At 66.0% G+C, this 23,365-nt stretch carries 22 protein-coding genes; 16 read left to right on the top strand and 6 right to left on the bottom strand.

The window, feature by feature from the left end; genetic code table 11:
* Nucleotides 1–25: 25 nt before the first annotated feature.
* Nucleotides 26–928, bottom strand: coding sequence for an acyltransferase (locus H4O13_08410; GenBank protein ID MBE5315407.1), 903 nt, complete (start codon nt 926–928; stop codon nt 26–28).
* A gap of 710 nt (nt 929–1,638) precedes the next feature.
* Here H4O13_08410 and H4O13_08405 point away from each other — a divergent pair.
* The 3 genes from H4O13_08405 to H4O13_08395 all read left to right on the top strand — a co-directional run bounded on the left by H4O13_08405 (nt 1,639) and on the right by H4O13_08395 (nt 6,317).
* Complete coding sequence (locus tag H4O13_08405) at nt 1,639–3,873, top strand: GTP-binding protein TypA (protein ID MBE5315406.1); 2,235 nt, start codon at nt 1,639–1,641, stop codon at nt 3,871–3,873.
* A gap of 120 nt (nt 3,874–3,993) precedes the next feature.
* Complete coding sequence (locus H4O13_08400; protein ID MBE5315405.1) at nt 3,994–5,394, top strand: hypothetical protein; 1,401 nt, start codon at nt 3,994–3,996, stop codon at nt 5,392–5,394.
* Nucleotides 5,395–5,438: 44 nt separating this feature from the next.
* Nucleotides 5,439–6,317 carry a LysR family transcriptional regulator gene (locus H4O13_08395; GenBank protein MBE5315404.1) on the top strand — a complete coding sequence of 293 codons (879 nt, stop codon included), beginning with the start codon at nt 5,439–5,441 and terminating at the stop codon, nt 6,315–6,317.
* Between the two features lie 91 nt (nt 6,318–6,408).
* Here the strand turns inward: H4O13_08395 and H4O13_08390 are convergent, their stop codons facing one another.
* From H4O13_08390 to H4O13_08370, 5 genes are all read right to left on the bottom strand, one after another.
* The gene (locus H4O13_08390) at nt 6,409–8,196 is read right to left on the bottom strand and encodes an acyl-CoA dehydrogenase C-terminal domain-containing protein (protein MBE5315403.1); all 1,788 of its coding nucleotides are present in this window, start codon (nt 8,194–8,196) and stop codon (nt 6,409–6,411) included.
* Nucleotides 8,197–8,905: 709 nt separating this feature from the next.
* Nucleotides 8,906–9,886 carry a hypothetical protein gene (locus H4O13_08385; protein ID MBE5315402.1) on the bottom strand — a complete coding sequence of 327 codons (981 nt, stop codon included), beginning with the start codon at nt 9,884–9,886 and terminating at the stop codon, nt 8,906–8,908.
* Nucleotides 9,883–10,740, bottom strand: coding sequence for an ABC transporter ATP-binding protein (locus H4O13_08380; protein MBE5315401.1), 858 nt, complete (start codon nt 10,738–10,740; stop codon nt 9,883–9,885). The genes H4O13_08385 and H4O13_08380 overlap by 4 nt, the downstream gene beginning before the upstream one ends.
* The gene (locus H4O13_08375; GenBank protein ID MBE5315400.1) at nt 10,737–11,108 is read right to left on the bottom strand and encodes a GntR family transcriptional regulator; all 372 of its coding nucleotides are present in this window, start codon (nt 11,106–11,108) and stop codon (nt 10,737–10,739) included. Before H4O13_08375 ends, H4O13_08380 begins: the two co-directional genes overlap by 4 nt.
* A gap of 2 nt (nt 11,109–11,110) precedes the next feature.
* Nucleotides 11,111–11,377: a hypothetical protein gene (locus H4O13_08370; protein ID MBE5315399.1), complete on the bottom strand. Its 267-nt coding sequence runs from the start codon at nt 11,375–11,377 to the stop codon at nt 11,111–11,113.
* A 226-nt stretch (nt 11,378–11,603) separates the two neighbouring features.
* Between H4O13_08370 and H4O13_08365 the strand changes: the two genes are divergently transcribed.
* The 13 genes from H4O13_08365 (at nt 11,604) to H4O13_08305 (ending at nt 23,358) form a co-directional block, all read left to right on the top strand.
* Nucleotides 11,604–12,086 (top strand): peptidylprolyl isomerase, encoded by a 483-nt coding sequence (locus H4O13_08365; GenBank protein ID MBE5315398.1) that lies wholly within the window; start codon nt 11,604–11,606, stop codon nt 12,084–12,086.
* 263 nt (nt 12,087–12,349) lie between these two features.
* Nucleotides 12,350–12,559 carry a cold-shock protein gene (locus H4O13_08360; GenBank protein MBE5315397.1) on the top strand — a complete coding sequence of 70 codons (210 nt, stop codon included), beginning with the start codon at nt 12,350–12,352 and terminating at the stop codon, nt 12,557–12,559.
* 81 nt (nt 12,560–12,640) lie between these two features.
* Complete coding sequence (locus tag H4O13_08355; protein MBE5315396.1) at nt 12,641–13,102, top strand: NAD(P)H-dependent oxidoreductase; 462 nt, start codon at nt 12,641–12,643, stop codon at nt 13,100–13,102.
* 24 nt (nt 13,103–13,126) lie between these two features.
* Nucleotides 13,127–13,813: a YceH family protein gene (locus H4O13_08350; GenBank protein MBE5315395.1), complete on the top strand. Its 687-nt coding sequence runs from the start codon at nt 13,127–13,129 to the stop codon at nt 13,811–13,813.
* A 347-nt stretch (nt 13,814–14,160) separates the two neighbouring features.
* Entirely contained in the window at nt 14,161–15,684 is a 1,524-nt protein-coding gene (locus tag H4O13_08345; GenBank protein ID MBE5315394.1) for a fumarate hydratase, read from the top strand.
* A gap of 17 nt (nt 15,685–15,701) precedes the next feature.
* Nucleotides 15,702–16,373 (top strand): NAD(P)H-binding protein, encoded by a 672-nt coding sequence (locus H4O13_08340; protein ID MBE5315393.1) that lies wholly within the window; start codon nt 15,702–15,704, stop codon nt 16,371–16,373.
* 291 nt (nt 16,374–16,664) lie between these two features.
* Nucleotides 16,665–17,333 (top strand): MotA/TolQ/ExbB proton channel family protein, encoded by a 669-nt coding sequence (locus H4O13_08335; GenBank protein ID MBE5315392.1) that lies wholly within the window; start codon nt 16,665–16,667, stop codon nt 17,331–17,333.
* Nucleotides 17,333–17,776, top strand: coding sequence for a biopolymer transporter ExbD (locus H4O13_08330; protein MBE5315391.1), 444 nt, complete (start codon nt 17,333–17,335; stop codon nt 17,774–17,776). The genes H4O13_08335 and H4O13_08330 overlap by 1 nt, the downstream gene beginning before the upstream one ends.
* On the top strand, nt 17,773–19,572 hold the full coding sequence (gene msbA / locus H4O13_08325) for a lipid A export permease/ATP-binding protein MsbA (GenBank protein ID MBE5315390.1): 1,800 nt from the start codon (nt 17,773–17,775) through the stop codon (nt 19,570–19,572). Before H4O13_08330 ends, msbA begins: the two co-directional genes overlap by 4 nt.
* Nucleotides 19,569–20,570, top strand: coding sequence for a tetraacyldisaccharide 4'-kinase (locus H4O13_08320; GenBank protein ID MBE5315389.1), 1,002 nt, complete (start codon nt 19,569–19,571; stop codon nt 20,568–20,570). The genes msbA and H4O13_08320 overlap by 4 nt, the downstream gene beginning before the upstream one ends.
* Nucleotides 20,567–21,340, top strand: a complete 774-nt coding sequence (kdsB, locus tag H4O13_08315) for a 3-deoxy-manno-octulosonate cytidylyltransferase (protein ID MBE5315388.1) — start codon at nt 20,567–20,569, stop codon at nt 21,338–21,340. Before H4O13_08320 ends, kdsB begins: the two co-directional genes overlap by 4 nt.
* The gene (locus tag H4O13_08310) at nt 21,337–21,867 is read left to right on the top strand and encodes a low molecular weight phosphotyrosine protein phosphatase (GenBank protein ID MBE5315387.1); all 531 of its coding nucleotides are present in this window, start codon (nt 21,337–21,339) and stop codon (nt 21,865–21,867) included. Before kdsB ends, H4O13_08310 begins: the two co-directional genes overlap by 4 nt.
* A 63-nt stretch (nt 21,868–21,930) precedes the next feature.
* The gene (locus H4O13_08305; protein ID MBE5315386.1) at nt 21,931–23,358 is read left to right on the top strand and encodes a redoxin domain-containing protein; all 1,428 of its coding nucleotides are present in this window, start codon (nt 21,931–21,933) and stop codon (nt 23,356–23,358) included.
* Nucleotides 23,359–23,365: the final 7 nt, after the last annotated feature.

Below are 23,365 nucleotides of genomic sequence, written 5' to 3'. Positions count from 1 at the left end.
CGATCAAGCCAAGCCAGCGCCGCGCTCAGCGCGGGAGCGCTTCGGCCAGCATTTCGGCCAGCTCGGCGTCCTTCTCTGCCCACAGTCCATTGAGCCAGGTCTGGAAGCGCTCTCGGAAGTCGGCGTCTTCCTGGTAATCGCGGCCCAGCAGTTCTGGCGGCAGCGGCCGCTGGCTGACCCGCAGGCGGATCTCGGGAATCCGGCCAGCTAACAGGTCGTACAGGCTGGGGCGACCGGCCGGGTAGGCGATGCTCACGTCCACCAGGGCCTGCAGGCTGTCGCCCATGGCCTGCAGCACAAAGGCGACGCCGCCGGCTTTGGGCGCGAGCAGGTGGGCGTAGGGCGAGTTCTGGCGGGCGTGCTTGCCGGGGGTGAAGCGCGAGCCTTCCACGAAGTTCATCACCGACACCGGGGTGTAGCGGAACTTGGCGCAGGCCCGGCGGGTGGACTCGATGTCTTTGCCGCGCAAACTGGGGTCGCGGGCGATCTGCTCGCGGGTGTGTCGACGCATGAAGGGAAAGTCCAGCGCCCACCAGGCCAGGCCCATCACCGGTACCCACATGAGCTGCTGCTTCAGGAAGAACTTCAGCATCGGGATGCGGCGGTTCAAGGCCATCTGCAGCACCGGGATGTCCACCCAGCTCTGGTGGTTTGCAATCACCAGGTACCAGCCCTCGGGCCTCAGGCTGTCCAGGCCCTCGAACACGAAACGTGTGGGCGTAAGCCCCCGCATCAGTCCGCTGTTGACCGCCACCCAGCTGCTGGCGATGGCGATCAACAGGCGGGTCAGACCGACCTGCGCCGCGCGGAACCGCAGCACCAGCTTGAACAGCGCGAACAGCAGCAGCACCGGCACGTGGATGGCGGTGTTCAGCGCCACCAGTCCGAAGGTGAGGGCGGCGCGCAGCGGTGCGAAGAGCAGCTTCATCAGCGGAATCGAGAGTGTGCGGGAGCGCGGAGTATGCCCTGCAGCCGCGATCCGCGATTGCGGATTCGGGATTCGACTCGAAGGGTCAGCGCGGGTGGGGCGGACCGCTCGCGGGTCCTGTGCGAGCTTCCGCTGCGCACGATCACAGCCGCCGCCCTGAAGCCTGAGGACAGCGGCGACTGCGAACATGCCGTCGCCCGAGTCAGGCTCGAATGGAGCGGCTTGCCTTGATCGGTCTGAGGCCTTCCACGCCCGCACGCGTCGCGCGCGGCCGCTGCGCCCGGCTCTGAAAGCCTTGGCCTTGGTGGAAGCGAGGAGGAGTCCTGATCGGCAGAGAGTTGGAGGTCCACGTTCTCGGTTTTCGACGCGAGCCTTGCGACTCGCCCAGAAGTGTGCGGAAGCGCGAGATTCGAAGGCCCGCGACTCTCGACGGCCGAAGGCCTGAGCGGTGAACAGTACGTTCAAATCCCAGGAAGCGCGCACGCCGCATATGTGGACCCCATCGCAATTTCGAGAGACATTGAAAACTAATGTGGCGGCGCCCTCGATGTCCTCGCTCGCGCGTGGGTGCCGTCCGCGCCGTGAGTGGCTCGGGTCGGCCTATCGCGCCAACACCAAGGTGTTCAACCATGCCCCACCGCCTATCCGCCCGTCGCTCAGACGGGGTTCGCGCCTCCCACTGTGTCCGCAGGTATCTGCCGTCACTCCGAATGCAGACTGCGCTCTCCTTGAGCCTGGGTGTGCTCGCCTGGGCCGCTTCCGCACACGCACACGGCGCCGCCAAGGGCGGGCCAGCCTTCACGCCGCTGTTCACGCAGACGTTCACCCAGGCCGAATCGCAGAACCACCGCGTTCTGGCGGACGGCACCATCATCACCTTCGGCAGCGGTCGTGGCCGGGGTCGGCACGAGATGGAGGGCGAGTTCTACGAGTTCGGACCGCTGTACTTCCAGCAGCGCACCTTCCAGTTCGAGATACGCGATCACGTCGCCGCCGGTCGCGACTACATCGAGATCATCTACGAACCCGAGTACGCCTACTACAACCCCCCGCAGTGCCGGAACGCCTATGCAACCCAGCGCCCCGACGGCAGCGGCGCCGGTCAGTGGCGCTCGAACTTCAACAACAACATGACCTTCGACCCGCAGCCGATCAGCCCGGCGCGTCCGGACGGCACGGGCCAGCGCTGGGCCTGTTTCATTCGCCGCAATGCCCATTCCGGCAGCGACGGGCGGCTGCGGGTCGGCGATCAGATGGAGGTCGAGTTCCAGACCTTCATTGGCCTGACCGAAACCGACCCCAAGTTCGTCGGTCGCCGCGTGTATTACACGGAGACCTTCCGTTTCCGCCTGGGTCAGCCCGGTCTGATGATCGCGGACGACCCGGCCACGCATGCGCGGATCAGCTCCGGCGGTGCGGCCACGGCGCCGTGGGTGCGCGCCACCAGCACGGTCGAACCGAATCAGGTCATCAGCACCAGCGGCGACATGCTGACCTACTGGACAGGCGCGGTCGGCAGCAGTCCGCAGGCGACCCACCGCATTCTCGATCGGCCCAGTTCCACCGCCGGTGGCTTCCGCAGCCACGTTGTGCAGAGCGGTATCCGCGACTTCACCGCGTTCCGCCGCGAGGCCCACAACCTGCGCTGGCAGACGCTGCGCGATTTCTTGAACGGCCGGCGTTTGCTCCACAGCTCGATGGTCGACGGCCAGCACAGCGAGGCAGGTAACGGAGTCCTGCCTGAACTGGTGAACCTCGCACGCGGGCTGAACGTGCAGAACTCCTGCGTGGCCTGTCACGTCAACAATGGGCGCGGGCCCGCGCCGACCGGCGGAGCTCCCCTGTCGACGATGGCGTTCAAGCTCAGCTCCGGTGAGCTCGATGCCAGCGGACGCCCGCAGCCACATCCGCTGTTCGGTTCGATGCTGCAGTGGCGCTCGCTCAACTCAGCGGTCCCGGCTGAACCGCAGGCCCAGCTCGCTTACACCACCGTCAATGGCACCTATGCGGACGGCAGCACGTATCAGCTGCAGGCACCCGTCTACAGCTTCGTCGGTGGGCCCAGCAGCGGCGGTGGTGGCAACCGGATTTTCGCGTCCTCGTTCGAACCGAACGACGGGGCGTCTTCGGGCATCCAGTTCTTCTCGCCGCGGATGCCGCAGAGCCTGGCCGGTCTGGGCTTGCTGGAGGCGATCGACGAGGCCACCCTGCTGGAGCGGCATGACCCCAACGACAGCAATGGCGATGGCATCTCGGGTCGAGCCAGCCTCGTCACTCAGAGCGGCGCGCCCAACCCCTATGTCGGCCGCTTCGGTTGGAAAGCTGACCAGTACAGCCTGCGACGTTTCATCGCCCACGCCCTGCGCAATGACATCGGCGTCAAAACCAGCGTGTTTCCGCAGCTAGACTGCACGGCAAGCCAGAGTGCCTGCGCGCAGCAGGCGCAGTCCGGCGCCAGCCTGTCGGATCGCGCGCTCGACCTGCTGACGGTCTACATCCAGGCCTTGGGCGCGCCGGGGCGGCGCCCCCACACGGTCGATCTGCCCGCCGTTGCGCGTGGAGAGGCCGCCTTCGCGACCCTGGGCTGCGCCGACTGCCATACGCCCACGCTGCGCACCGGCATGAAGCACCCGCTGGCGGAGCTGCGCGGGCAGACCATTCGCCCCTACACCGATCTGCTGCTGCACGACATGGGCCCCGAGCTGGCGGACCAGCTCAGCTCGAACGGCGAGCAGAATCGCGAGTGGCGCACGCCGGCGCTCTGGGGTCTGGGAATGCGACAGGCCGTCAATGGTCACAGTCGCCTCCTCCATGACGGCCGTGCGCGCAGTCTGGAAGAGGCGATCCTGTGGCACGGTGGTGAGGCGCAGTCCAGCCGGAATCGCTTCCGTACAGCGGCGGCATCGGTGCGACAGGATCTGATCGCCTTCCTCGAATCGCTGTGATCGAGCTTCGCGTCACCGCGCGCGCTCGTGGCAGCGCGCGGTGATGTTCTGCTGCCATCCAAGCCCCTTCAACCTTGCGGAGAGCGACCGCGGAGTCTTCGACTGCCGCCGCTGACACCCATGCAGAAATCACTCAGTGCCTGGATCCTCCTGCTCGGCTCCGCGCCCCTGGCGGGTGAGGCAGCCGAGCGCAGCGTGCCCGCGGAAGCCCCCGTCCAGAGCGCCAAGCGTGGGCTGTCCGTGCAGGGCAACGACTATCCCTTCCTGCCCGGCACCAACCTGCCGATGAGCCTCACCGTCAGCGACCTCAACGTGCTGGCGCCGGGCGTCTCCTGGTACTACAACTGGGGCGCTCGCCAGACCGTGTTCCACCCCGACATGGAGTTCCTGCCGATGGCCTGGGGACGCGACGACCATCTGGTCGATCTGGGCCAGTACCTGACCCAATACCCGCAGACATCGACGGTGCTGGTGGCCAACGAACCCAATCTGCCGGGCCAGATGGACGTGCCCCCGCTGGAGGCGGCCGAATACATCCGGCGGACGCGCACGGTCGCGGGGCCACAGCGGCGCGTAGTTGGCGCGCATTTCGCGGCGGGGCCCACCGTCACCGAGTTTCGCAACACGATGCATCTCGCCTTGAACGATATCGGCGGGCTGCCCGTCACGGGTATCCACACCTATGAAGAGAGCACGGGTGGGTTCCTTTACTGGGCCTCACTGTGGCCGCACCTGATGGACAACCCCGCAACCGCGGGCGTCGAGGGCTGGCCGCTGAGCGGCCCGCCGCCGCCCTCGCAGGTCTGGGTGAAGGAAATCAACATCGGCATGACCTCGCCGCCGCAGTCCGAGGCCCAGGTCATCGACTACATGCTGTATGCCATCGACCTGCTGGAGCGCGATCCGCGGGTGGAGCGCTACGCGTGGTGGAAGGATCGCCGACGCTTCACCGGCAGCGGTGACTTCACCCGCCCGCCCAGCCACAACATCCTGGATGTGCAGACCAACGGCGCCCTGACGGCGCTCGGCCGGCACTACGTCGAAATGCCGGTGCACGATCCCGACCTGTACTACCGCTTTCCCGGCCGACTCAGCGTCGCCCGCTACCGGAACATCAGCGGCTTCAACCCGCCTTCGGAGCTCGCTGGAAACGTCGCAATCGGCCGAAGCGAGGATTCGGGCAACACCTTCGACATGGATGACCTCGACGCCGGCGAGTGGATCGATCTGAACATCGACGTACCCGTCAGTGGTCAGTGGCGCGCTTCGCTGCGTGGCCGCCGTGCCAGTGCGGGGACTAGCACAGTCGTGGTGCTCAGCGGAACACAGCAGCTCGCGACACTGCCGCTCACCACCGCAGCCGGCCAGTACGCAACCACGGCGGTGATCAACCTGCCGCTGGTCGCAGGCCGCCAGGTGCTGCGCCTGCGCGGGGAGCCGGGCACGCTCGACACCAGCCTGACCTGGCTGCGCCTCGAGGCCCCGACCACGCACCTGTTCGCCAATGGCTTCGAACCCTGACGCACATGGACAAACTTGAAGCCTTCCGCCTGTTCGTGCAGGTGGTGGATGCGGGCAGCTTCACCAAGGGTGCCCAGAGAAGCAACCTCTGCAAGTCGGCCCTGACCCAGAAGATCCAGCGCTTGGAGAAGGCGCTGAACGTGAAGCTTCTGCACCGCAACACTCGGCAGATTGGGCTGACGCCGGAAGGAGAGGAGCTCTACAAGCATGTGCTGCCGATTCTTGCGGCAACGCAAGCAATCGAGGACGTGCTGGTGGCCAGCAGAAGCGGACCGCGCGGCCTGCTGCGAGTGCACCTGCGAGCCAACACGGCGAAGCTGATCATCCTGCCGCGCCTTGCGGAGTTTCTCGACCAGAATCCCGGCATCCAGTTCGAGCTGTGCTGCAGTGATCGGCAGCTCGACCTGGTTGCCAACGGAATCGACTGCGCTCTCCGCGGCGGGCCACTCCGCGACGACTCCATGGTGGCCGTTCGTATCGGCGAAACCAAGGCGATCTACTGCGCTTCGCCGGTCTATCTCGACAAACACCCGCCGCCCCGCAGCATCAACGATCTGGGTCGGCACGCGGTGGTTCTATACCGCGAGACCACGGACAGCAAATCGAAATCCATCGAGGACTTTCTGTGCGGCGAAGCCTTCGCCGGCAACTTTCGACGCCCCCATTTCGTGGACGACGTCGGGGTCCAAATCGCAGCGGCCAAGCTGCATATGGGCATCACCTACGTCGTCGAGGATCTCGTGCGCGATGAGCTGGCCTCGGGCTCACTCGTGAGGGTTCTGCCGCAGCACGAGGGCGCCGCCTATCCGATGCACATCGTGTATCCCGCCAATCGCCACCTGCCGCAGCGGGTGAGAGTTTTCATCGATTGGGTGCGCGAGCTGTTCCGTGAGCGATTGGCACCAGCGTCCGGGAAAGGCTGAGTTCAAGCGCCAGAGCCAGTCGATCCCAGCGTGGCGCTTGGGCGGGCATGCACCTCAATGGAAGGCGTGCCCGTCAAGGCGCCAAGCGCGGTCAGAACATGGCTTCCTCAATCGCCATCAGGCTGTCAGCGCCGGCGCGTGCAGCGCGGAAGTGGTAGGCCGTCTCCGGCAGCAGGCGGCTGAAATAGAAGCGGGCGGTGTGCAGCTTGCCCGCGTAGAAGGCGTCGCCGCTGTCCTTCTTCTCCAGCGCGATACGCGCCATGCGGGCCCAGAAGTAGCCGTAGACCAGATGTCCGACGATGCGAAGGTAGTGGGTCGCGGCGGCGCCGACTTCATCGGGATTACTTGCGGCTTTGCCGCCCAACTCCATCGTGAGCTGGGTGAGCTTCTGCCCAAGCTCGGCCAGCGGCGCGATGAACTCCGCCATGCCGGGATAGGCCTGTTCGGCCTCGGCGAACTTCGCAATCAGCGCGCCAAACTTCTGCAGGCGCTTGCCACCGTCGCCCAGCACCTTGCGGGCCAGCAGGTCGAGCGACTGGATGCCGTTGGTGCCTTCGTAAATCATGTTGATGCGGGCATCGCGCAAGTACTGGCTCATGCCCCATTCCTCGATGTAGCCATGACCACCGAACACCTGCTGGGCCAGCGTGTTGGTCTCCCAGGTGTTGTCGGTGATGAAGGCTTTGACCACCGGCGTGAGCAGGGCCACCAGATCGGCGGCCTCTTCGCGCACCGCGGCTTCCGGATGCGACAGCTCGCGGTCGATCATCTGCGCGATCCAGGTCGTGAACGCGCGGCCACCTTCGGTGTAGGCCTTCGCGGTCAGCAGCATGCGGCGCACGTCGGGGTGCACGATGATCGGATCCGCGGCCTTGTCCGGACGCTTCGGGCCCGTCGCCGAGCGGCTCTGCAGGCGGTCGCGGGCGTAGGCGACGGCGTTCTGATACGCGGCTTCCGCCAGACCCAGGGACTGCATGCCCACGCCCAGACGCGCCGAGTTCATCATCACGAACATCGCGTTCAGACCGCGGTTCGGCTCACCGATCATCCAGCCGGTGGCGTCGTCGAGGTTCATCACGCAGGTGGCATTGCCGTGGATGCCCATCTTGTGTTCGATTGAGCCGGCCTTGATGCCGTTGCGCGCGCCGAGGCTGCCGTCGGCGTTGGGCACGAACTTCGGCACCAGGAACAGCGAGATGCCCTTGGTGCCGGCCGGCGCATCCGGCAGGCGCGCCAGCACCAGGTGCAGGATGTTCTCGGCGAGGTCGTGCTCGCCGGCGGAGATGAAGATCTTGGTGCCCGACAGGCGATAGCTGCCGTCGCCATTCGGCTCGGCGCGGGTGCGCAGGATGCCGAGGTCGGTGCCGCAGTGCGGCTCGGTCAGGCACATGGTGCCGGTCCACTCGCCGGAGACGACCTTCGGCAGGTAGAGGTTCTTCTGCTCCTGGCTGCCGTGCGCCTTGATGCACTCGTAGGCCGAGTGCGAGAGGCCCGCGTACATCAGCCAGGCCTGGTTGGCTGAGTTGAACATCTCGTAGATCGCGTTGTTGAGCACGATCGGCAGGCCCTGGCCGCCGTAGGCCGGATCGCAGGCCAAGGACGGCCAGCCGGCCTCGACGTACTGCTGGTAGGCGGCCTTGAAGCCCGTCGGCGCGGTGACCACGCCGTCGCCGTGGAAGGTGCAGCCCTCGCGATCGCCGCTCGCGTTGAGCGGATGGATCACCTGTGCCGCGAACTTGCCGGCCTCTTCCAGTACCGCATTGAGCATCTCGGCGTCGACCGAGTCGTGGGCCGGCATGGCCTTCAGCTCGCCCTCCGCGTTCAGCAGTTCGAACAGCACGAAGCGCATGTCGCGCAGGGGGGCGGTGTAGCTGGGCATGAGCTGGGCTCCGGCGGGCGTGAAGAATGCAGCCGCAGGCGAGAGCCATACGCGGCCGTATGTTGGCGACGCGCAGTATGCCGCAGGGAGACGCCGCTGTCAGCGCGAAAAACGTGAAACCCTTTGGGAATCAGGTGTTTCGATCAGTGAAACAAGCGTTTGAAAGCGTGCCTTGGCGGTTTGGACTGAGGCCATGCCCGAATTGAAGCCGAAGCGGATGTGTGCTTGGGGTGCACCGACGATATCGAGGGACGCGTTGGCTTCGACCGAAGCCCGAGCCGATGCGCGCATAGAGTGCGCCTACGATCTCAAGCGATGCCTTGCCCCACTTGTGTGGGTGTGGTGCGCGACACGCGCTCCCTACGGGGCTTCGCTTCGGTGCTTCTGGGGCTGAGCCATCCATGGCGGGGTGCGCCCGCCCGCGCATCCATGCGCGGGCCTAGCCAGCCGCTGGGTCCGCCATTCAAGGCGGACCCAAAGCGCGTTGGGTGCAGCTGAGGCTGAGCCATCCATGGCGGCTCACTCCCGCCCGCGCATCCATGCGCGGGCCTGATTCGATGTGCGGACTGCGCTTCAACGCAGTCCGCAAGCACATCCGGCTGGTGAGGGGCTGAGCCATCCATGGCGGGGTGCGCCCGCCCGCGCATCCATGCGCGGGCCTGATTCGATGTGCGGACTGCGCTTCAACGCAGTCCGCAAGCACATCGAATCAGCCCTCATCCCGCCAGCGGCGGAGGCGGGTGGCGAGGGCGATCATGGCCACGCCGGCCGCGGCGCCGATCCATAGATTGAGTGATGCCATCGCCTCGCCCATCAGGTTCCAGCCGAAGGTGCTGGTGACGTTCTGCAGATTGCCTCCATCGACGAGCACGGCTGGATCGGTGACCGCCAAATGCAGCATGAAGCTGTTCGGCATCACACCCAGCAGAATCCGCATCACCACGTGCTTCCAGTACGCCGTGTACTCGAGGTTGATCAGGCTCAGCAGGTCGAACCAGTTCAGCAGCAGGCCAACCGAGATCGGCACCAGCAGCGCCCACAGGAAGGGCTTGCTGCGCGCGAAGGCGGAGACCAGCAGCAGCCAGCCAATGGTCGGCAGGGCCCACAGTGCGTTGATCGGCACGTTGGCCAGCATCTGCGCCCACACGTTCAGAAGCGAAGCAGGTCCCCACAGGACGGTGAGCGGATTGATGCCGTGGAACAGCACGTAGATGCTCAGCAGGATCAACAGAGCGAACTGCAGGGCCATGGCGATCAGGGTCGACAGCACCGGCGCGACGACGGCGGCCGCCAGCACCTTGGACACCACCATCGAACTGTCCGACAAGGGCAGGGACTTCCAGAACAGCACGCTGCGGTCGCGGCGATCGTCGTACAGGGCGCCGAGCAAGTAGAAGAAGACCACGAAGAACAGGATGAACTGCAGCAGGCCCGACATCGACAGCAGGGCCATGTCGAGCACGCCGCCCAGCGTGGAGAGATCCTCTTCGGACAGCTTCTCGGTGAGTCGTCGCAGCGGAACTCCGATCTGCATGTCGCCGGTGAACCGGGAGCGGAAGACCTCGGCGGTGATCAGCCCCATCACGGTCAGCAGCAGGGTGATGCCGGCACCAACGGCCGGCGCCCAGAAGAAACCACCGCGGTTCTCCCAGTATTCGCGCTTGAGCAGCCAGGGCAGGGTGGTCTTCATGCGTAGGTTCCTTTCATGGTGGCCACGAAGATGTCGGCGACGCCGGGCGTGCGGATCTCGCCCATGCGGCTCAGCTCAGCGCGGTTGGCGCCGTCGAAGAGGAAGATGCTCTTGCCGAACACCTGGCGCTCATCCAGCGGCTTCATCGCGCGGCAGGTTTCAACGTGCTCGGGGCCGACCATGACTTCGGTGAAGCGTTCGCCCACGTCCTCCATGCTCGACGACAGGCTGACTTCGCCGTCGCGGATGAAGATCAGGTCGGTGAGGATGTGTTCGATCTCCTCGACCTGGTGGGTGGTGACGATGATCGTCTTGTCGTGGTCGAAGTAGTCGTTCAGCAGGTGCTGGTAGAAGGCCTTGCGATACAGAATGTCGAGGCCAAGCGTCGGTTCATCGAGCACCAGCAGGCGGGCATCGATGGCCATGACCAGGGCCAGATGCAGCTGCACGATCATGCCCTTGGACATGGTCTTGACCTTCATGCTTGGGGTCAGCTTGGTCGCTTTCAGAAAGGCCTCGCACTTTTCGCGGGAGAATCGCGGGTGCACGCCTTCGACGAAGTCGATGGCCTCGCGCACGCGGATCCAGCGCGGCAGTACGGCGACGTCGGCGATGAAGCAGACGTCCTGCATCAGCTGATTGCGTTGTGTGCTCGGGTCGAGGCCCAGCACCTTCAGTTCGCCCTCATAGGGCGCGAGCCCCAGGATCGCCTTGAGTGCCGTGGTTTTGCCGGCGCCGTTCGGTCCGATCAGGCCGACGATGCGGCCGGCGTGGATCTCGAAATCCAGGCCCTTGAGCGCTGTCGTCTTGCCATAGCTCTTGCTCAGACCCCGTGCGCTGATCACTGTGCTCATGCCTGTGTCCCCCTGTCCTCGTCGCGATTCATGAGTTGGTCGAGCTGCAGTCCGAGTCGCTCGATCCGGGCCAGTACCGCTGGCCACTCTTCCTTGAGAAACCGCTGGCGCTCGCTGGCTAGAAGTTTCTCGGGAGCGCCTTCCGTGACGTACATGCCTAAACCTCGACGTTTCTCGACCAGGGATTCGTCCACCAGCTCCTGATAGGCGCGGGAGACGGTGATGGGATTCAGCTGGAAATCGGCCGCCACCTGCCGCACCGAGGGCAGGGCGTCGCCGGGCTTGAGCACGCCGTCTAGCAGCATGCCGATCACCTTTTCCTTGAGCTGCAGATAGATCGGCGTGTTTTCGTTCCAGATCACGCTCATGCTCAGATCTCCTGTTCTGTCGCGCGGGCTCCGCCGCTCGGCACGTAAGGCAAGGTCATGCGTAGCCTCAGGCTGCCGGGAGCTCCAGCCTTCGTCAGTTGTGCCGCCGACTGCTCGGTGGAGCCATCCAGGCCAGCTGCAGCGGGCTCGACCTCGTCTGACCCGCCCGCATGAACAAGGAACAGCGCCGAGATCGCGCCGCTGAAGATGAGGGCCATGAGCAGGCTGGATGCCAGACGGGTGCCGCGGGCCGGGTGTTGGCTTCTCATGGACGCTCCTGACGGCAGATGGGTGGTTGGTGTTGTAGTTGACTATAACACTAGATTTCGCTGTGTCAAGCAGATGCCCGTTTGCCGGTCACGCGGGACTGCCCTAGCCTGTGTCGCGCCGCAGTGCCGACAGGCGCGTGCGTCCATCCCGATGTCTGCACGCAAGCTGCAGATTCAATTGGCTTTTTTGCTGGTTTCGGCCAGCTCGGACCAGGATCAACACCCCATGCAGATCGCAGATCGCTGCGTCGTTTCCTTCCACTACATCCTGACCAACGACGCCGGCGACGTACTCGACAGCTCGTCAGGGCGCGAACCCCTGTCCTATCTGCACGGCGCTGGCAACATCGTGCCGGGGCTGGAATCGGCTCTGGACGGTCGCCAAGCGGGCGACAGTTTCAAGGTCTCCATCGCGCCGGAGGAGGGCTACGGCGTGCATCACGAGGGGCTGGTCCAGCAGGTGCCGCGTGCGGCTTTTGCCGGCGTGGACGAGGTCCAGGTCGGTATGGAGTTCCACGCACAGGGGCCGCAAGGGCCCTTGGCCGTGACGGTCACGGCGGTGGACGGAGACAGCGTGACCATCGACGGCAACCACCCGCTGGCGGGGCAGACCTTGCATTTCGCCGTGGAAGTGACCGCAGTGCGTCAGGCGACTCTGGAAGAGACCTCGCACGGCCATGTCCATGGACCGGGTGGCGTCGAGCACTGAAACCTCGGAATCGCCTAAGGCCCTGATTCAAAAGGCTGGGCCTTCAGGGTATACCTGTAAGATCTACGCAGTCGCTTTGACGTGAGTGTTGGCGTATAGTGGCGTCGCTGTGTTTGCTGGGGTCACCGTGACTCGTGACCCGATGGTGTTGGTATCACAACGTTCATCGCTTCACCTCGTGTCTTTCTCCGAGCAGACCCAGTAGGCGACTACTCCAAAAAAAGTCGTCGCGTTCATTTCAATCAAGTTGCAAGGAGCAAGACATGTCTGAGCGTCAGACCGGCACCGTGAAGTGGTTCAACGATGCCAAGGGTTTCGGCTTCATCAGCCGCCCCGATGGTGAGGATCTCTTCGTTCACTTCCGCGCCATTCTCGGTACCGGCTTCAAGTCGCTGCAGGAAGGCCAGAGCGTGAGCTTCGTCGTGACCAAGGGCCCGAAGGGCCTGCAGGCCGACCAAGTCCAGCCGCTGTAATCTGCAGTCCGACTGCCGATTCAACAAAGCCCCGGGAAACCGGGGCTTTGTTTTTTCCGGACGGCATGTCTTCATGCGCGAATGAAGCCACTGCTGATCCTTTACTGCGGTGATGAGGCCGGGACGACCCGACAGTTGATCGGGGCCGTCTGCGCGGGTGTCGTGGAGACGGAGCCAGCCCTTCCGCTTCAGGTGCTGCCTGCGCTGCAAGCCGGACCGGAAGCCTTGCTCGACTCGAGCGCCGTGTTGTTCGCCACGCCGGAGAAGTTCGGCTATATGGCCGGAGCACTCAAGGATTACTTCGATCGCTGCTTCTATCCCTTGGAAGGCAGGGTCTCGGGCCACGGCTACGCGCTGCTGGTCAGTGCGGGCAATGACGGTCGCGGTGCTGTCGAGTCCGTGCAGCGGATCGTCCGCGGTCTGGGTCTCAAGCCCCTCGCTGAGCCCCTCCGTATCGTCGGTCGGCCCACGCCCGCTGACCTCGCTTGCGCCCGCGAGCTTGGTGCAGCGCTCGCGTCGGGGCTGGTCTTGGGTATCTTCTGATCCGCTATCCACGAGGACGCTTGCATGCATGACTCCACCGAACCCCAGACTTCCGACGCGGCTGCCGAAAACACTGCGCCGCAGCGCGTGCTCAGCGAGATCGAGGGTCGCATCCTCGCCGCCCTCTTCGAGAAGGCGCAAACCACTCCAGACCAGTACCCGCTGACGGTCAACGCGCTACAGCTGGCCTGCAACCAGAAGAACAACCGCGACCCGCTCAGCCAATACGAGCAAGGTGCCATCGTCCATGCGCTACGTGATCTGGAGAACCGCGGCTGGACGCGACAGTCCTCCGAAGGTGTTCGGGCACAGCGCTGGGAGCACCGCTTCGATCAGCGTCTCAGCCTGACACCGCGCAAGGCGGCCGTGCTTTGCACGCTGCTGCTTCGAGGCCCGCAGACGCTCAACGAGATTCACACCCGAAGCGAGCGACTGACCTCGTTCCCAAGCGTTGATGATGTCCAAGACACTCTGGAACGCCTGGCTGAGCGCGATCCGCCGCTGGTGGTCAAGCTGCCGCGCCAGCCCGGGCAGCGCGAGGAACGCTACATGCACCTGCTGTTCGGGGCGGTCGATCCGGCGCTTCTGTTGGAGCGTGTGGGCGTCGAGCGCGCTCCGCGCGGCGGTTCGGCGCTGGAGTCCCGCGTTGAAGCTCTGGAGGCCGAAGTGGCTGAGCTTCGCGCTGCCCTGCAGGCGCTGGGGGCGCTCTAGCAGCTTGTTGAAGAGCTCCCTGGAAGGGAGCTCTTCAAGTCGGCGGTCCGGCGCAGGTCCGCACCGCCTCACGACACATGAATCGCTTACGCGCTTGCTTTGTCGTCCCGGCCATTCTCGGCCGGACTTGCAGGCTGTTCTCCGACAGCCTGCTAGGGAAGCTCGGAACACGCGGTCCGGGAGTTGTTCAGACGTCGCGCGAGTTCGGCGCCGATCCGAGCACCCTTGCGCTGCGTAAGGCCCTTGCGTGCTCGATCCGCGAGCGCGCCTTGGACGGCGCGCGGCAGCGCTGGATTTCTCGGTGTTGCCCTAAAATGTCGGCTTTCCCCAGCCGGAACCGACGCGCCATGGGCACGCCTGCCACCATCCGCCAGGACGATTTCATCCAGAGCGTCGCCGACGCCCTGCAGTACATCAGCTACTACCATCCGGTCGACTACATCCAGGCCCTCGCCGCTGCCTACGAGCGCGAAGAAAGCCCGGCGGCCAAGGATGCGATGGCGCAGATCCTGATCAACTCGCGCATGTGTGCCGAGGGACATCGACCGATCTGCCAGGACACTGGCATCGTGACCGTGTTCCTGCAGATCGGCATGGACGTTCGCTGGGACGCGACGATGAGCGTCGAGGACATGGTCAACGAGGGCGTGCGCCGCGCCTACAACCATCCCGACAACAAGCTGCGCGCCTCGGTGCTGGCCGATCCCGCTGGCAAGCGGCTGAACACCAAAGACAACACGCCTGCGGTGGTCAACATGACCGTGGTCCCCGGCAACACGGTCGATGTGATCGTGGCCGCCAAGGGCGGTGGCTCGGAAGCGAAGTCCAAGTTCGCGATGCTCAACCCGTCCGATTCCATCGTCGACTGGGTGATGAAGACCGTGCCCACCATGGGCGCCGGCTGGTGCCCGCCGGGCATGCTGGGCATTGGCATCGGCGGCACCGCCGAGAAGGCCATGCTGCTGGCAAAGGAAGCCCTGATGGAGCACATCGACATCCAGGAGCTGATCGCTCGCGGGCCCAGCAATCGCATCGAAGAGCTGCGGCTGGAGCTGTACGAGAAGGTCAATGCGCTGGGCATCGGTGCACAGGGCCTGGGCGGCCTGACCACGGTATTGGACGTCAAGATCAAGGACTACCCGACCCACGCGGCCAACCTGCCGGTGGCCTTGATTCCCAACTGTGCCGCTACCCGCCATGCGCATTTCGTGCTCGACGGCTCCGGTCCGGTCAGCCTCGATCCACCATCGCTGGAGGATTGGCCGAAGCTCACCTACGACGCCAGCAAGGGCCGTCGCGTGGACCTTGCGGCCGTGACTCGCGACGAGGTGGCGAGTTGGAAGCCCGGCGAGGTGCTGCTGCTCAACGGCAAGATCCTCACCGGGCGCGACGCCGCACACAAGCGCATGGTCGACATGCTCAATCGGGGCGAGAAGTTGCCGGTCGATTTCACCGGCCGATTCATCTACTACGTCGGTCCGGTCGATCCGGTGCGCGACGAGGCGGTGGGCCCGGCGGGCCCGACCACGGCAACGCGCATGGACAAGTTCACCGACCAGGTGCTGGGGGCGACCGGCCTTCTGGGCATGATTGGCAAGGCCGAGCGCGGCCCGGCGGCGATCGAGGCGATCAAGAAGCATCGCTCGGTCTATCTGATGGCCGTCGGCGGAGCCGCCTACCTGGTGTCGAAGGCGATCAAGTCCGCGAAAGTCGTGGGCTTCGAGGATCTCGGCATGGAGGCCATCTACGAGTTCGAAGTGCGCGACATGCCCGTGACGGTGGCCGTCGATTCCGCGGGCGAGTCGGTGCACAACACCGGCCCGAAGCAGTGGCAGGCGCGGATCGGCAAGATCCCGGTGGTGCTGGCCTGAGGTGCGAGGCGTCCGACGTGCGCGTCCTGATGCTGGGCGGGTCTGGCTTGGTGGGGCGCGCACTGGTTGCGCGCCTGGCAAAGCGCGATGCGCTGCGTTTGGACTTGCTTCTGCGGCGAGCAGCCTTGCCGCTGCCTGCCAACGCCCGCGCCTTCGTGGGCGATCCGCTCCCGGTCGCGCTTGAACAGTGGCAGGCCAGTGCGCAGGGCTGCGATGTCTTTGTCAGCGCGCTTGGCACCACCCGCAGCCTGGCCGGGTCCATCGAGGCGTTCGCGCGGATCGACCGCGATCTTGTGCTGCGCGTGGCTCAGGAGGCGCGCAAGGCCGGGGCGCGCCAGGCCGTCCTGGTGTCCTCGGTCGATGCCGCGGCCCGGTCGCGCAACGACTACCTGCGGGTCAAGGGAGAACTGGAAGAGCGTGTTGCGGCCCTGGGCTTCAATCGCTGCGATTTCCTGCAGCCCGGGCTTCTGCTGGGCGCCCGCGAGGGCCAGCCCGCCCGTCCAGCCGAGCGTTTCGGGCAGCGCGTGGCGCCGCTGTTGAACCCGTTGCTGATCGGACCGCTCGCGCGCTATCGCGCGGTCGAGGCGGAGGTCGTGGCCGCCGCTGCGGCAGCGTTGATCGGTCGCCCCGTGGCGGGGGTTCTGCGCCATGCGGGGCCTGCGCTCAAGGCCCTGGCGGGCGCGGCTTGATCGCTGCAGACCTGCCGTCTTCGCCGTGCCCGTGCCTCATGCAGCACTGATGCTTGGGGCAACTCGGATCAACTTCACCCTGGGCTTGATCCGTGGTCGGGAGTCCGGCGTCACCGGACTCCCTCCGCTGGATCAAGCATCGCGTGCTCGATCCGCGAGCGCGCCCTGCCTGGCCCGAGGCAAGGCAGAGGCCGGAGGCCGTGGCTCAGCCGCTGAGCGTCGCTGTCGTGAAGGAGCGCCTCACGTACACTTGGCGACCTGTCTGGTCTCAAGATTTCCCGGAGAACTCGCGTGCTGGAACTGCTGATTGCTGGCGGCTGGGTGATGTGGCCGATCCTGCTGTGCTCGGCCTTGGCCCTGGCCATCATCATCGAACGCTTCTGGAGCCTGCGGCGCTCCAAGGTGCTCCCGCTGGATCTTGGCGACGAAGTGCGCCAGTGGGCGGCGAGCGGTCGGCTTGACCCGAAGCACATTGAGACGCTGCGCGTGAACTCGCCGCTGGGAGCGATCCTCTCGGCCGCCCTTGAAGTGCGGCAGCGCCCGCGCGAGCAGATCAAGGAGCGCGTCGAGGATGTCGGTCGCCACCAGATGCACCGCATGGAGCGTTTCTTGAACACCTTGGGCACGATCTCCACGATCAGCCCGCTGCTGGGTCTCTTGGGCACAGTGTTCGGCATGATCGAGATGTTTCTGGGCTTGCTGACCCACGGCGCGGGGGATGCCAACCAGTTGGCCGGAGGAATCGGTGAAGCCCTCATCACCACCGCTGCAGGCCTTTGCGTTGCGATTCCCGCCCTGATGTTCTATCGCTACTTCCGCGGGCGGGTTGCCGAGTACGTGATCGAGATGGAGCAGCAGGTCATCGCCCTGATCGATACGCTGGAAACCGCGCCGCAGGTGGGGGCCGCGCAGCCGGCTCCGCGCCCTCGTCGGCCTGCGCCGGGCGCCGGAGCCGCCTGATGAACTTTGGCAGCCGGCGCTCGCTGGAAGATCCCGAACTGAATCTCACGCCGCTGATCGATGTGGTGTTCTGCCTGATCATCTTTTTTGTGGTGACCACCACGTTCGACGATCGATCCGCGCTGAACATCGAGCTCCCCACCGCCAGCCCCTCCAAGGCGCTTCCGGTGGGCGAACCGCTGCAGATCCAGATCGATGCCGAGGGGCGTTATTTCGTCGCGGGCAACGAAGTGCTGAGGCGCGATGGCGCCGCGCTGCGCGAAGCGCTGGAGCAGATCGCTGGCGATGATCGTGAGCGCAGTGTGATCTTGCGCGCAGACGCGCGCACGCCGCACCAGTCCGTGGTTACCGCCATGGATGCGCTGGGCGCGGTGGGCTTTACCAAGCTTTCGATCGCCACAGTGCCCGAGCCTGAGGCCGCGAGCGACGCGGACGGCCAATGAGCGACGGCTCCGGCAGCGCCGACGCTCCGCCCGAGCTGTCGGCGGCGCGATCGTATCGGCGTCTGCTTGGCTATGCGCGCGTGTACTGGGGCTTTGGCCTGATCGCACTGATCGGCATCGGTCTCGACGCCGCCTCCTCGGCGGCCTTCGTGCAGCTGATCGAGCCCATGCTCAACGACCTGTTCGTTGCACGCGATCCGTGGGCGATTCAGTGGCTACCGGTGATGCTGATCGGCGTGTTCGTGGTGCGGGGCATTGGCACCTACGCCACTGACTACGGCATGGCACGGGTGGGGCGGGGGGTCGTGCGCGATCTGCGTATGGCGATTTTCACTCACTACCAGAAGCTGCCGGCCAGCTGGTTCGATCGTGAACCCTCCGGGCAGATCATCGCGCGGGTGATCTACAGCGCCGAGCAAATGGCACATGCCGTGGCCGAGGCGCTGAAAGTGCTGCTGCTCGATGCGCTGATGGTGATCGCGATGGTGGGCGTCATGCTTTCGAAGAGCGCCAGCCTCACTCTGTATCTGTTCGTGATGGTGCCGCTCGCGGGCCTCGTCTGGCAGTTCGTCGGCAAGCGCTTTCGCCGTATCAACCGGCAGATCCAGGGCGCTGTGGGAGAGGTGACCGGCATGGTTGAGGAGGCCGTCGACGGCCATCGCGAAGTGCGCATCTATGGCGGTCAAGCGCATGAAGCGGAACGCTTCGGTGAGGCCGTGCAGCGCAACTTCCGCCTCAACCTGAAAGTTGCGGCCACCAATGCGCTCAGCACTTCGACGGTGCAACTGATCGCCGCCAGTGTGCTGGCCGCCATCGTCTGGCGCGCAACTCGGCCGGATTTGCTCGACACGATGAATCCAGGCAGCTTCATGGCGCTCATCGGCGCCATGATGGTCATGCTGCCCTCGCTCAAGCGGCTGACTTCGGTGCAGTCGATGCTGCAGCGGGGCATAGCCGCCGCGGACGACCTTTTCGCCGTACTCGACACCCTGCCCGAGCAGGATCGCGGCGCTGTGCGCATCGAGCGTGCGCGCGGCGACATCGAGTTCGACGCAGTGCGCCTCGCGTATCCCGGTGCACCGGCGCCGGCACTCGATGGCGTTACTCTGCGCTGTGCGCCCGGGACCGTGACCGCGCTTGTGGGGCGCTCGGGCAGCGGGAAGTCCAGCCTGGTCAGCCTGCTGCCGCGCTTCTATGAGTCGAGCGCCGGCGCGGTGCGACTGGATGGCCAGCTGCTGCAGGATTACCGGCTCGAGGATCTCCGCGCACAAATCGCCCTGGTCAGCCAGCGCGTGGTGCTGTTCACTGGCAGCATCGCCGACAACATCGCGTTTGGCGCGATGCGGAGGGTGGATCGCGCCGAGATCGAGGCCGCGGCTGAGGCCGCCAATGCCATGGAGTTCATCCGACCGCTGCCGCAGGGCCTGGACAGTCCGGTGGGCGAGGGCGGGGCACTGCTTTCGGGTGGCCAGCGGCAGCGGATCGCCATCGCCCGAGCCTTGCTCAAGAACGCGCCGATCCTGATTCTCGACGAAGCCACCAGCGCGCTCGACAGCGAAAGTGAGCGGCTGATCCAGGAGGCGCTCGCGCGATTGATGCGGGATCGCACGACGCTGGTGATCGCGCATCGTCTTGCCACCATCGAGCACGCTGACCAGATCGCCGTGCTCGAGGGGGGGCGGCTGCAGGAAGTGGGGCGACACTCTGAACTGTTGGCCCGTGATGGCCTGTACGCGTCCTTGCACCGACTGCAGTTCAACGAGTCAACGCCAGCTGCGGTCGAGCCGGGGCCATGAGGCTCCGTGCCAGCCTAGAGAGCTGGCTGGTGGCGCGCTGGTACGGACCGCGTCCTATCCTTGCGCTGCTGCCTTTGGCCTGGCTGTTCGGTGCCCTGAGTGGACTTCGGCGCTGGCTCTACCGGCGCAGCCTGCTGAAAGCGGAGGCGCGGGTGCTGCCGGTGCTGGTGGTGGGCAACCTCACCGTGGGCGGAGCCGGCAAGACTCCGACCGTGCTGGCTCTGATCGAAGGGCTGCGTGCGCGCGGCTGGCGCCCGGGCGTGATTTCACGTGGCCACGGCGGGGTGGTGCGCAGCGCCAGCTTGCTGCCCGAACGGCCCGATCCGAGCCTGTTTGGCGACGAGCCGAGCTTGATCCGTCGACGCAGCCGGGTGCCGGTTGCAGTGGCGCGGCGGCGCTGCGAGGCGGCGGCGCTGCTGGAGCGCTCGGGCGATGTCGATCTGCTGATCGCGGACGACGGCCTGCAGCACTACGCGTTGGCGCGGGATGTCGAAGTGCTGGTGGTCGACGGCCAGCGTCGCTATGGCAACGGTGCGCTGTTGCCCGCAGGCCCCTTGCGCGAGCCGCTGGCGCGCGCCGAGGCGTGCGCTGCGCGCATCTGCAACGGCGGCTCACCGCAGCCGGGAGAGTGGGCGATGCAGCTGGAGGCGCAACCGCTACTCGGCTTGGTCGATGGCAGCGCCGCGCCCACGCCCGGTGCGCGCGTGCACGCGGTCGCCGGCATTGCGCACCCCGCCCGCTTCTTTGACAGTCTTCGCGACTTGGGCTTCAACCCGATTGAGCACCCGTTTCCGGACCACCATGCTTTTGGTCCGGCCGATCTGCAGTTCAGCGACGATCTGCCGGTGCTGATGACTGAGAAGGACGCGATCAAGTGCGCCCGCTTCGCGACCGCGCGCTGCTTCTACTTGCCGGTCAGCGCCAGGCTGCCCGAAGCCCTGTTGGATCTTCTCCACGCGCGACTCACGGCTGCGTTGGACTCGCGAGGACACCGATGAGAGCAAGCCCCGAATTCGTGGTTGCCATTCCCGCCCGTCATGCCTCGACCCGGCTGCCCGGCAAGCCCCTGCAGCGGATCGCGGGCGAGCCCATGATTGTTCACGTGCTGCGGCGTGCGCTGGAAGCCGGTGCGACCGAGGTCGTTGTGGCAACAGACGACGCGCGCATCGCCGAGGTGGTGGCCGGCCACGGCGCCACGGTGTGCATGACGGCGCCTGAGCTGGCCTCGGGCACCGATCGCCTCGCATCGGCCGCGCGCGACCTGGGGTGGCCGGATGAACGTATCGTGGTGAACCTGCAGGGCGACGAGCCTCTGGCACCGCCGAGCGCAATCGCGGCTGCAGCGCGCTTGCTGGTTGAAAGTGACGCCCTGATCGCTACCTTGGCGCAGCCCATCGCGGACAGCGAAGAGCTGTTCAATCCGAACTGCGTGAAGCTGGTGCGGGCCGCGAACGGCGACGCGCTCTATTTCAGCCGTGCACCGATGCCCTGGGATCGCGATGGATTCGCCCGCGATCGGCTCCAGCTGTCGGGCGACCACTGGCTGCGCCATATCGGCCTGTACGCTTACCGCGCTCGCGATCTGCAGCGCTTCGCGGCGATGCCGCCGGGGCGGCTTGAGCAACTCGAATGCCTGGAACAGCTGCGTGCGCTTGAAGCCGGCTGGCGGATCGCTGTCGGCCTGTCGCCGCAGCCGTTTCCCGCAGGCGTCGATACACCTGAGGATCTCGCGCGAGTCGATGCCGCGCTGCAAGGCCGGCGCGCATGAGGCCGGCCCGCGATGGCACCCGCAGCGTCCTGTTGGTTTGTCTCGGCAACATCTGCCGCTCGCCCATGGCCGAGGGCATTCTGCGCGCCCGCGCCGCCGAGGCGGGGCTCGCCCTGCATATCGATTCTGCGGGCACCGCCGGCTACCACGCGGGTGAACCGCCGGATCCGCGCGCGGTCCGCGTCTCGCGTGCGCGGGGCACGCCCATCGATGCGCAGCGGGCCCGCCAGTTCGATCGCCGCGACTTCGAACGCTTCGATCTGATCCTGGCGGCTGACGCCAGCAACCTGCGCGACCTTCGCGCGCTGCAACCGACCGCAGACCGCGCGCGCCTCGCCCTGCTTCTGGAATGGGCGGGTTTGGGCGAAGGGCGCGAGGTGCCTGACCCCTACTACGGCGACATCGAAGCGTTCGAGCAGGTGCACGCACTGCTCGACAGTGCCTGCCGTCGCATCACGGCGCGCCTGCTGGGCGTGGCAGAATGTGAACCAAGCCACGACACCGAGGGCTGGACGAGTCCTTGGTGAGAGTTCACTGCCGCCGGCTCAGGCGGACAGCGCCCCCGGGGCGCCCAGATTGAGGACGCATCCATGCTGCCTGGCGCGCGCGCCCCTGAGTTCCACATCGCACTGGAGTGGGTCAATGCACCGCCGCAGCGCTTGGCCGAGCTGAAGGGCCGTGCCGTGCTGCTGTACTTCTTCCACGTCGGCTCGGCTTGGTGCCAGAACGCCCTGGAGGACATGCGGCTGCTGCAGAATCAGTTCTCCGACGGCCTCACCGTGCTCGGCGTGCACTGCCCGAAGTTCGCAGCCGAGCGTGATCCGAAGACCCTGCTGAAAGCCTTGAACCGCTTGTTCGTGCGCTTTCCGGTGGCGCAGGACGCTGACTTCATCAGCTGGCAGCACTATGGCGTTGAGGCTTGGCCGACCGCTGTCCTGATCGATACCGAGGGCCGTGTGATTGAGCGTGTGGCGGGTGAGCCTTTGCGCGAACGCTTGCAGCCAGCCATCGATCGTGTTTTGCAGCAAGCGGGCGAGAGCGACACGCGTGTCTACGAGGCCGCGAGTTCAGTGTCGCGCCCCGAGCCCCGTCTACCCCTGGCCTTTCCCAGCGGTCTGGCGGCCAGCGAGCGGCATCTTTATGTCGCGGACACCGGCCACAACAGAGTGCTGGAGTGCACGCTGGACGGCCGCATCCTGCGGCAGTTCGGCTCTGGCAGCGCCGGATTCATCGACGGAGGCAGCGCCGAGGCGAGCTTCCTGGCTCCGCGTGGCCTCGCCCTGTGGAAGGACGCCCTCTATGTGGCGGATACGGGCAACCACGCGCTGCGTCGCATCAGCCTGCTCGATGGTGATGTCGACACGCTTGCCGGCACGGGCCGAGCGGGCGCGCGGCCCGAGCTGGCGCCTGCCGACCCGTTGAGCTGCGCGCTGAACGCGCCGTGGTCGCTGGCGACGGCGTTCGACAAGCTCTACCTGTCGATGGCGGGTTGGAACCAGATCTGGGAATACGATCTGGGCCGCCGCAGCCTCGGGCCGCTTGCCGGTTCCGGCGCGCTTGCGTTGGGCGATGGCGAACACCAGGCCGCGCATTTCGCGCATCCGGCCGGCTTGGCGCTGGCGCAGAACACCCTCTTCGTTGCCGACGCCGCATCGTCCTCGATCCGCGGCATCCAGCTCGCCACTGGCAAGGTCCAGACTCTCATGGGTTCTGGCCTGTACGAGTTCGGCGATGTCGACGGCCCGCTGGGTCAGGCGCGGCTGCAGTATCCGCTGGCCATCGTGCTCGACCCGCGCGCGCCGCAGCTGTGGATCGCCGATACCTACAACAGCGCGCTCAGGCTGCTGGCGCCTGCGACCCGACAGGTGACCACCCAGAACCTCGGCTACCGTCTGCATCAGCCGGCGGCGCTGGCGGTGAATCGCAGCAGCCTCTTCCTGGCCAATACCGATGCGCACGAGATCCTGCGCATCGACTTCGACAGTCAGCTGCCGCGCCGCTTGTCGATCGGCGAGTGAGTCGCGG

Source organism: Lysobacterales bacterium, from assembly GCA_014946745.1.
Lineage (GTDB): Bacteria > Pseudomonadota > Gammaproteobacteria > Xanthomonadales > Xanthomonadaceae > Aquimonas.
This window is presented reverse-complemented; position numbering and strand designations above follow the sequence as displayed.

Excerpts from the sequence above, each read along its gene's own strand:
- H4O13_08410 (MBE5315407.1), bottom strand. The coding sequence starts at position 928 with ATGAAGCTGCTCTTCGCACCGCTGCGCGCCGCCCTCACCTTCGGACTG.
- H4O13_08345 (MBE5315394.1), top strand. The coding sequence starts at position 14,161 with ATGGGCACGCCTGCCACCATCCGCCAGGACGATTTCATCCAGAGCGTC.
- msbA (MBE5315390.1), top strand. The coding sequence starts at position 17,773 with ATGAGCGACGGCTCCGGCAGCGCCGACGCTCCGCCCGAGCTGTCGGCG.
- H4O13_08355 (MBE5315396.1), top strand. The coding sequence starts at position 12,641 with ATGAAGCCACTGCTGATCCTTTACTGCGGTGATGAGGCCGGGACGACC.
- H4O13_08360 (MBE5315397.1), top strand. The coding sequence starts at position 12,350 with ATGTCTGAGCGTCAGACCGGCACCGTGAAGTGGTTCAACGATGCCAAG.
- H4O13_08390 (MBE5315403.1), bottom strand. The coding sequence starts at position 8,196 with ATGCCCAGCTACACCGCCCCCCTGCGCGACATGCGCTTCGTGCTGTTC.
- H4O13_08350 (MBE5315395.1), top strand. The coding sequence starts at position 13,127 with ATGCATGACTCCACCGAACCCCAGACTTCCGACGCGGCTGCCGAAAAC.
- H4O13_08320 (MBE5315389.1), top strand. The coding sequence starts at position 19,569 with ATGAGGCTCCGTGCCAGCCTAGAGAGCTGGCTGGTGGCGCGCTGGTAC.
- H4O13_08365 (MBE5315398.1), top strand. The coding sequence starts at position 11,604 with ATGCAGATCGCAGATCGCTGCGTCGTTTCCTTCCACTACATCCTGACC.
- H4O13_08310 (MBE5315387.1), top strand. The coding sequence starts at position 21,337 with ATGAGGCCGGCCCGCGATGGCACCCGCAGCGTCCTGTTGGTTTGTCTC.
- H4O13_08330 (MBE5315391.1), top strand. The coding sequence starts at position 17,333 with ATGAACTTTGGCAGCCGGCGCTCGCTGGAAGATCCCGAACTGAATCTC.
- H4O13_08370 (MBE5315399.1), bottom strand. The coding sequence starts at position 11,377 with ATGAGAAGCCAACACCCGGCCCGCGGCACCCGTCTGGCATCCAGCCTG.
- H4O13_08405 (MBE5315406.1), top strand. The coding sequence starts at position 1,639 with ATGCAGACTGCGCTCTCCTTGAGCCTGGGTGTGCTCGCCTGGGCCGCT.
- kdsB (MBE5315388.1), top strand. The coding sequence starts at position 20,567 with ATGAGAGCAAGCCCCGAATTCGTGGTTGCCATTCCCGCCCGTCATGCC.
- H4O13_08305 (MBE5315386.1), top strand. The coding sequence starts at position 21,931 with ATGCTGCCTGGCGCGCGCGCCCCTGAGTTCCACATCGCACTGGAGTGG.
- H4O13_08375 (MBE5315400.1), bottom strand. The coding sequence starts at position 11,108 with ATGAGCGTGATCTGGAACGAAAACACGCCGATCTATCTGCAGCTCAAG.
- H4O13_08385 (MBE5315402.1), bottom strand. The coding sequence starts at position 9,886 with ATGAAGACCACCCTGCCCTGGCTGCTCAAGCGCGAATACTGGGAGAAC.
- H4O13_08380 (MBE5315401.1), bottom strand. The coding sequence starts at position 10,740 with ATGAGCACAGTGATCAGCGCACGGGGTCTGAGCAAGAGCTATGGCAAG.
- H4O13_08400 (MBE5315405.1), top strand. The coding sequence starts at position 3,994 with ATGCAGAAATCACTCAGTGCCTGGATCCTCCTGCTCGGCTCCGCGCCC.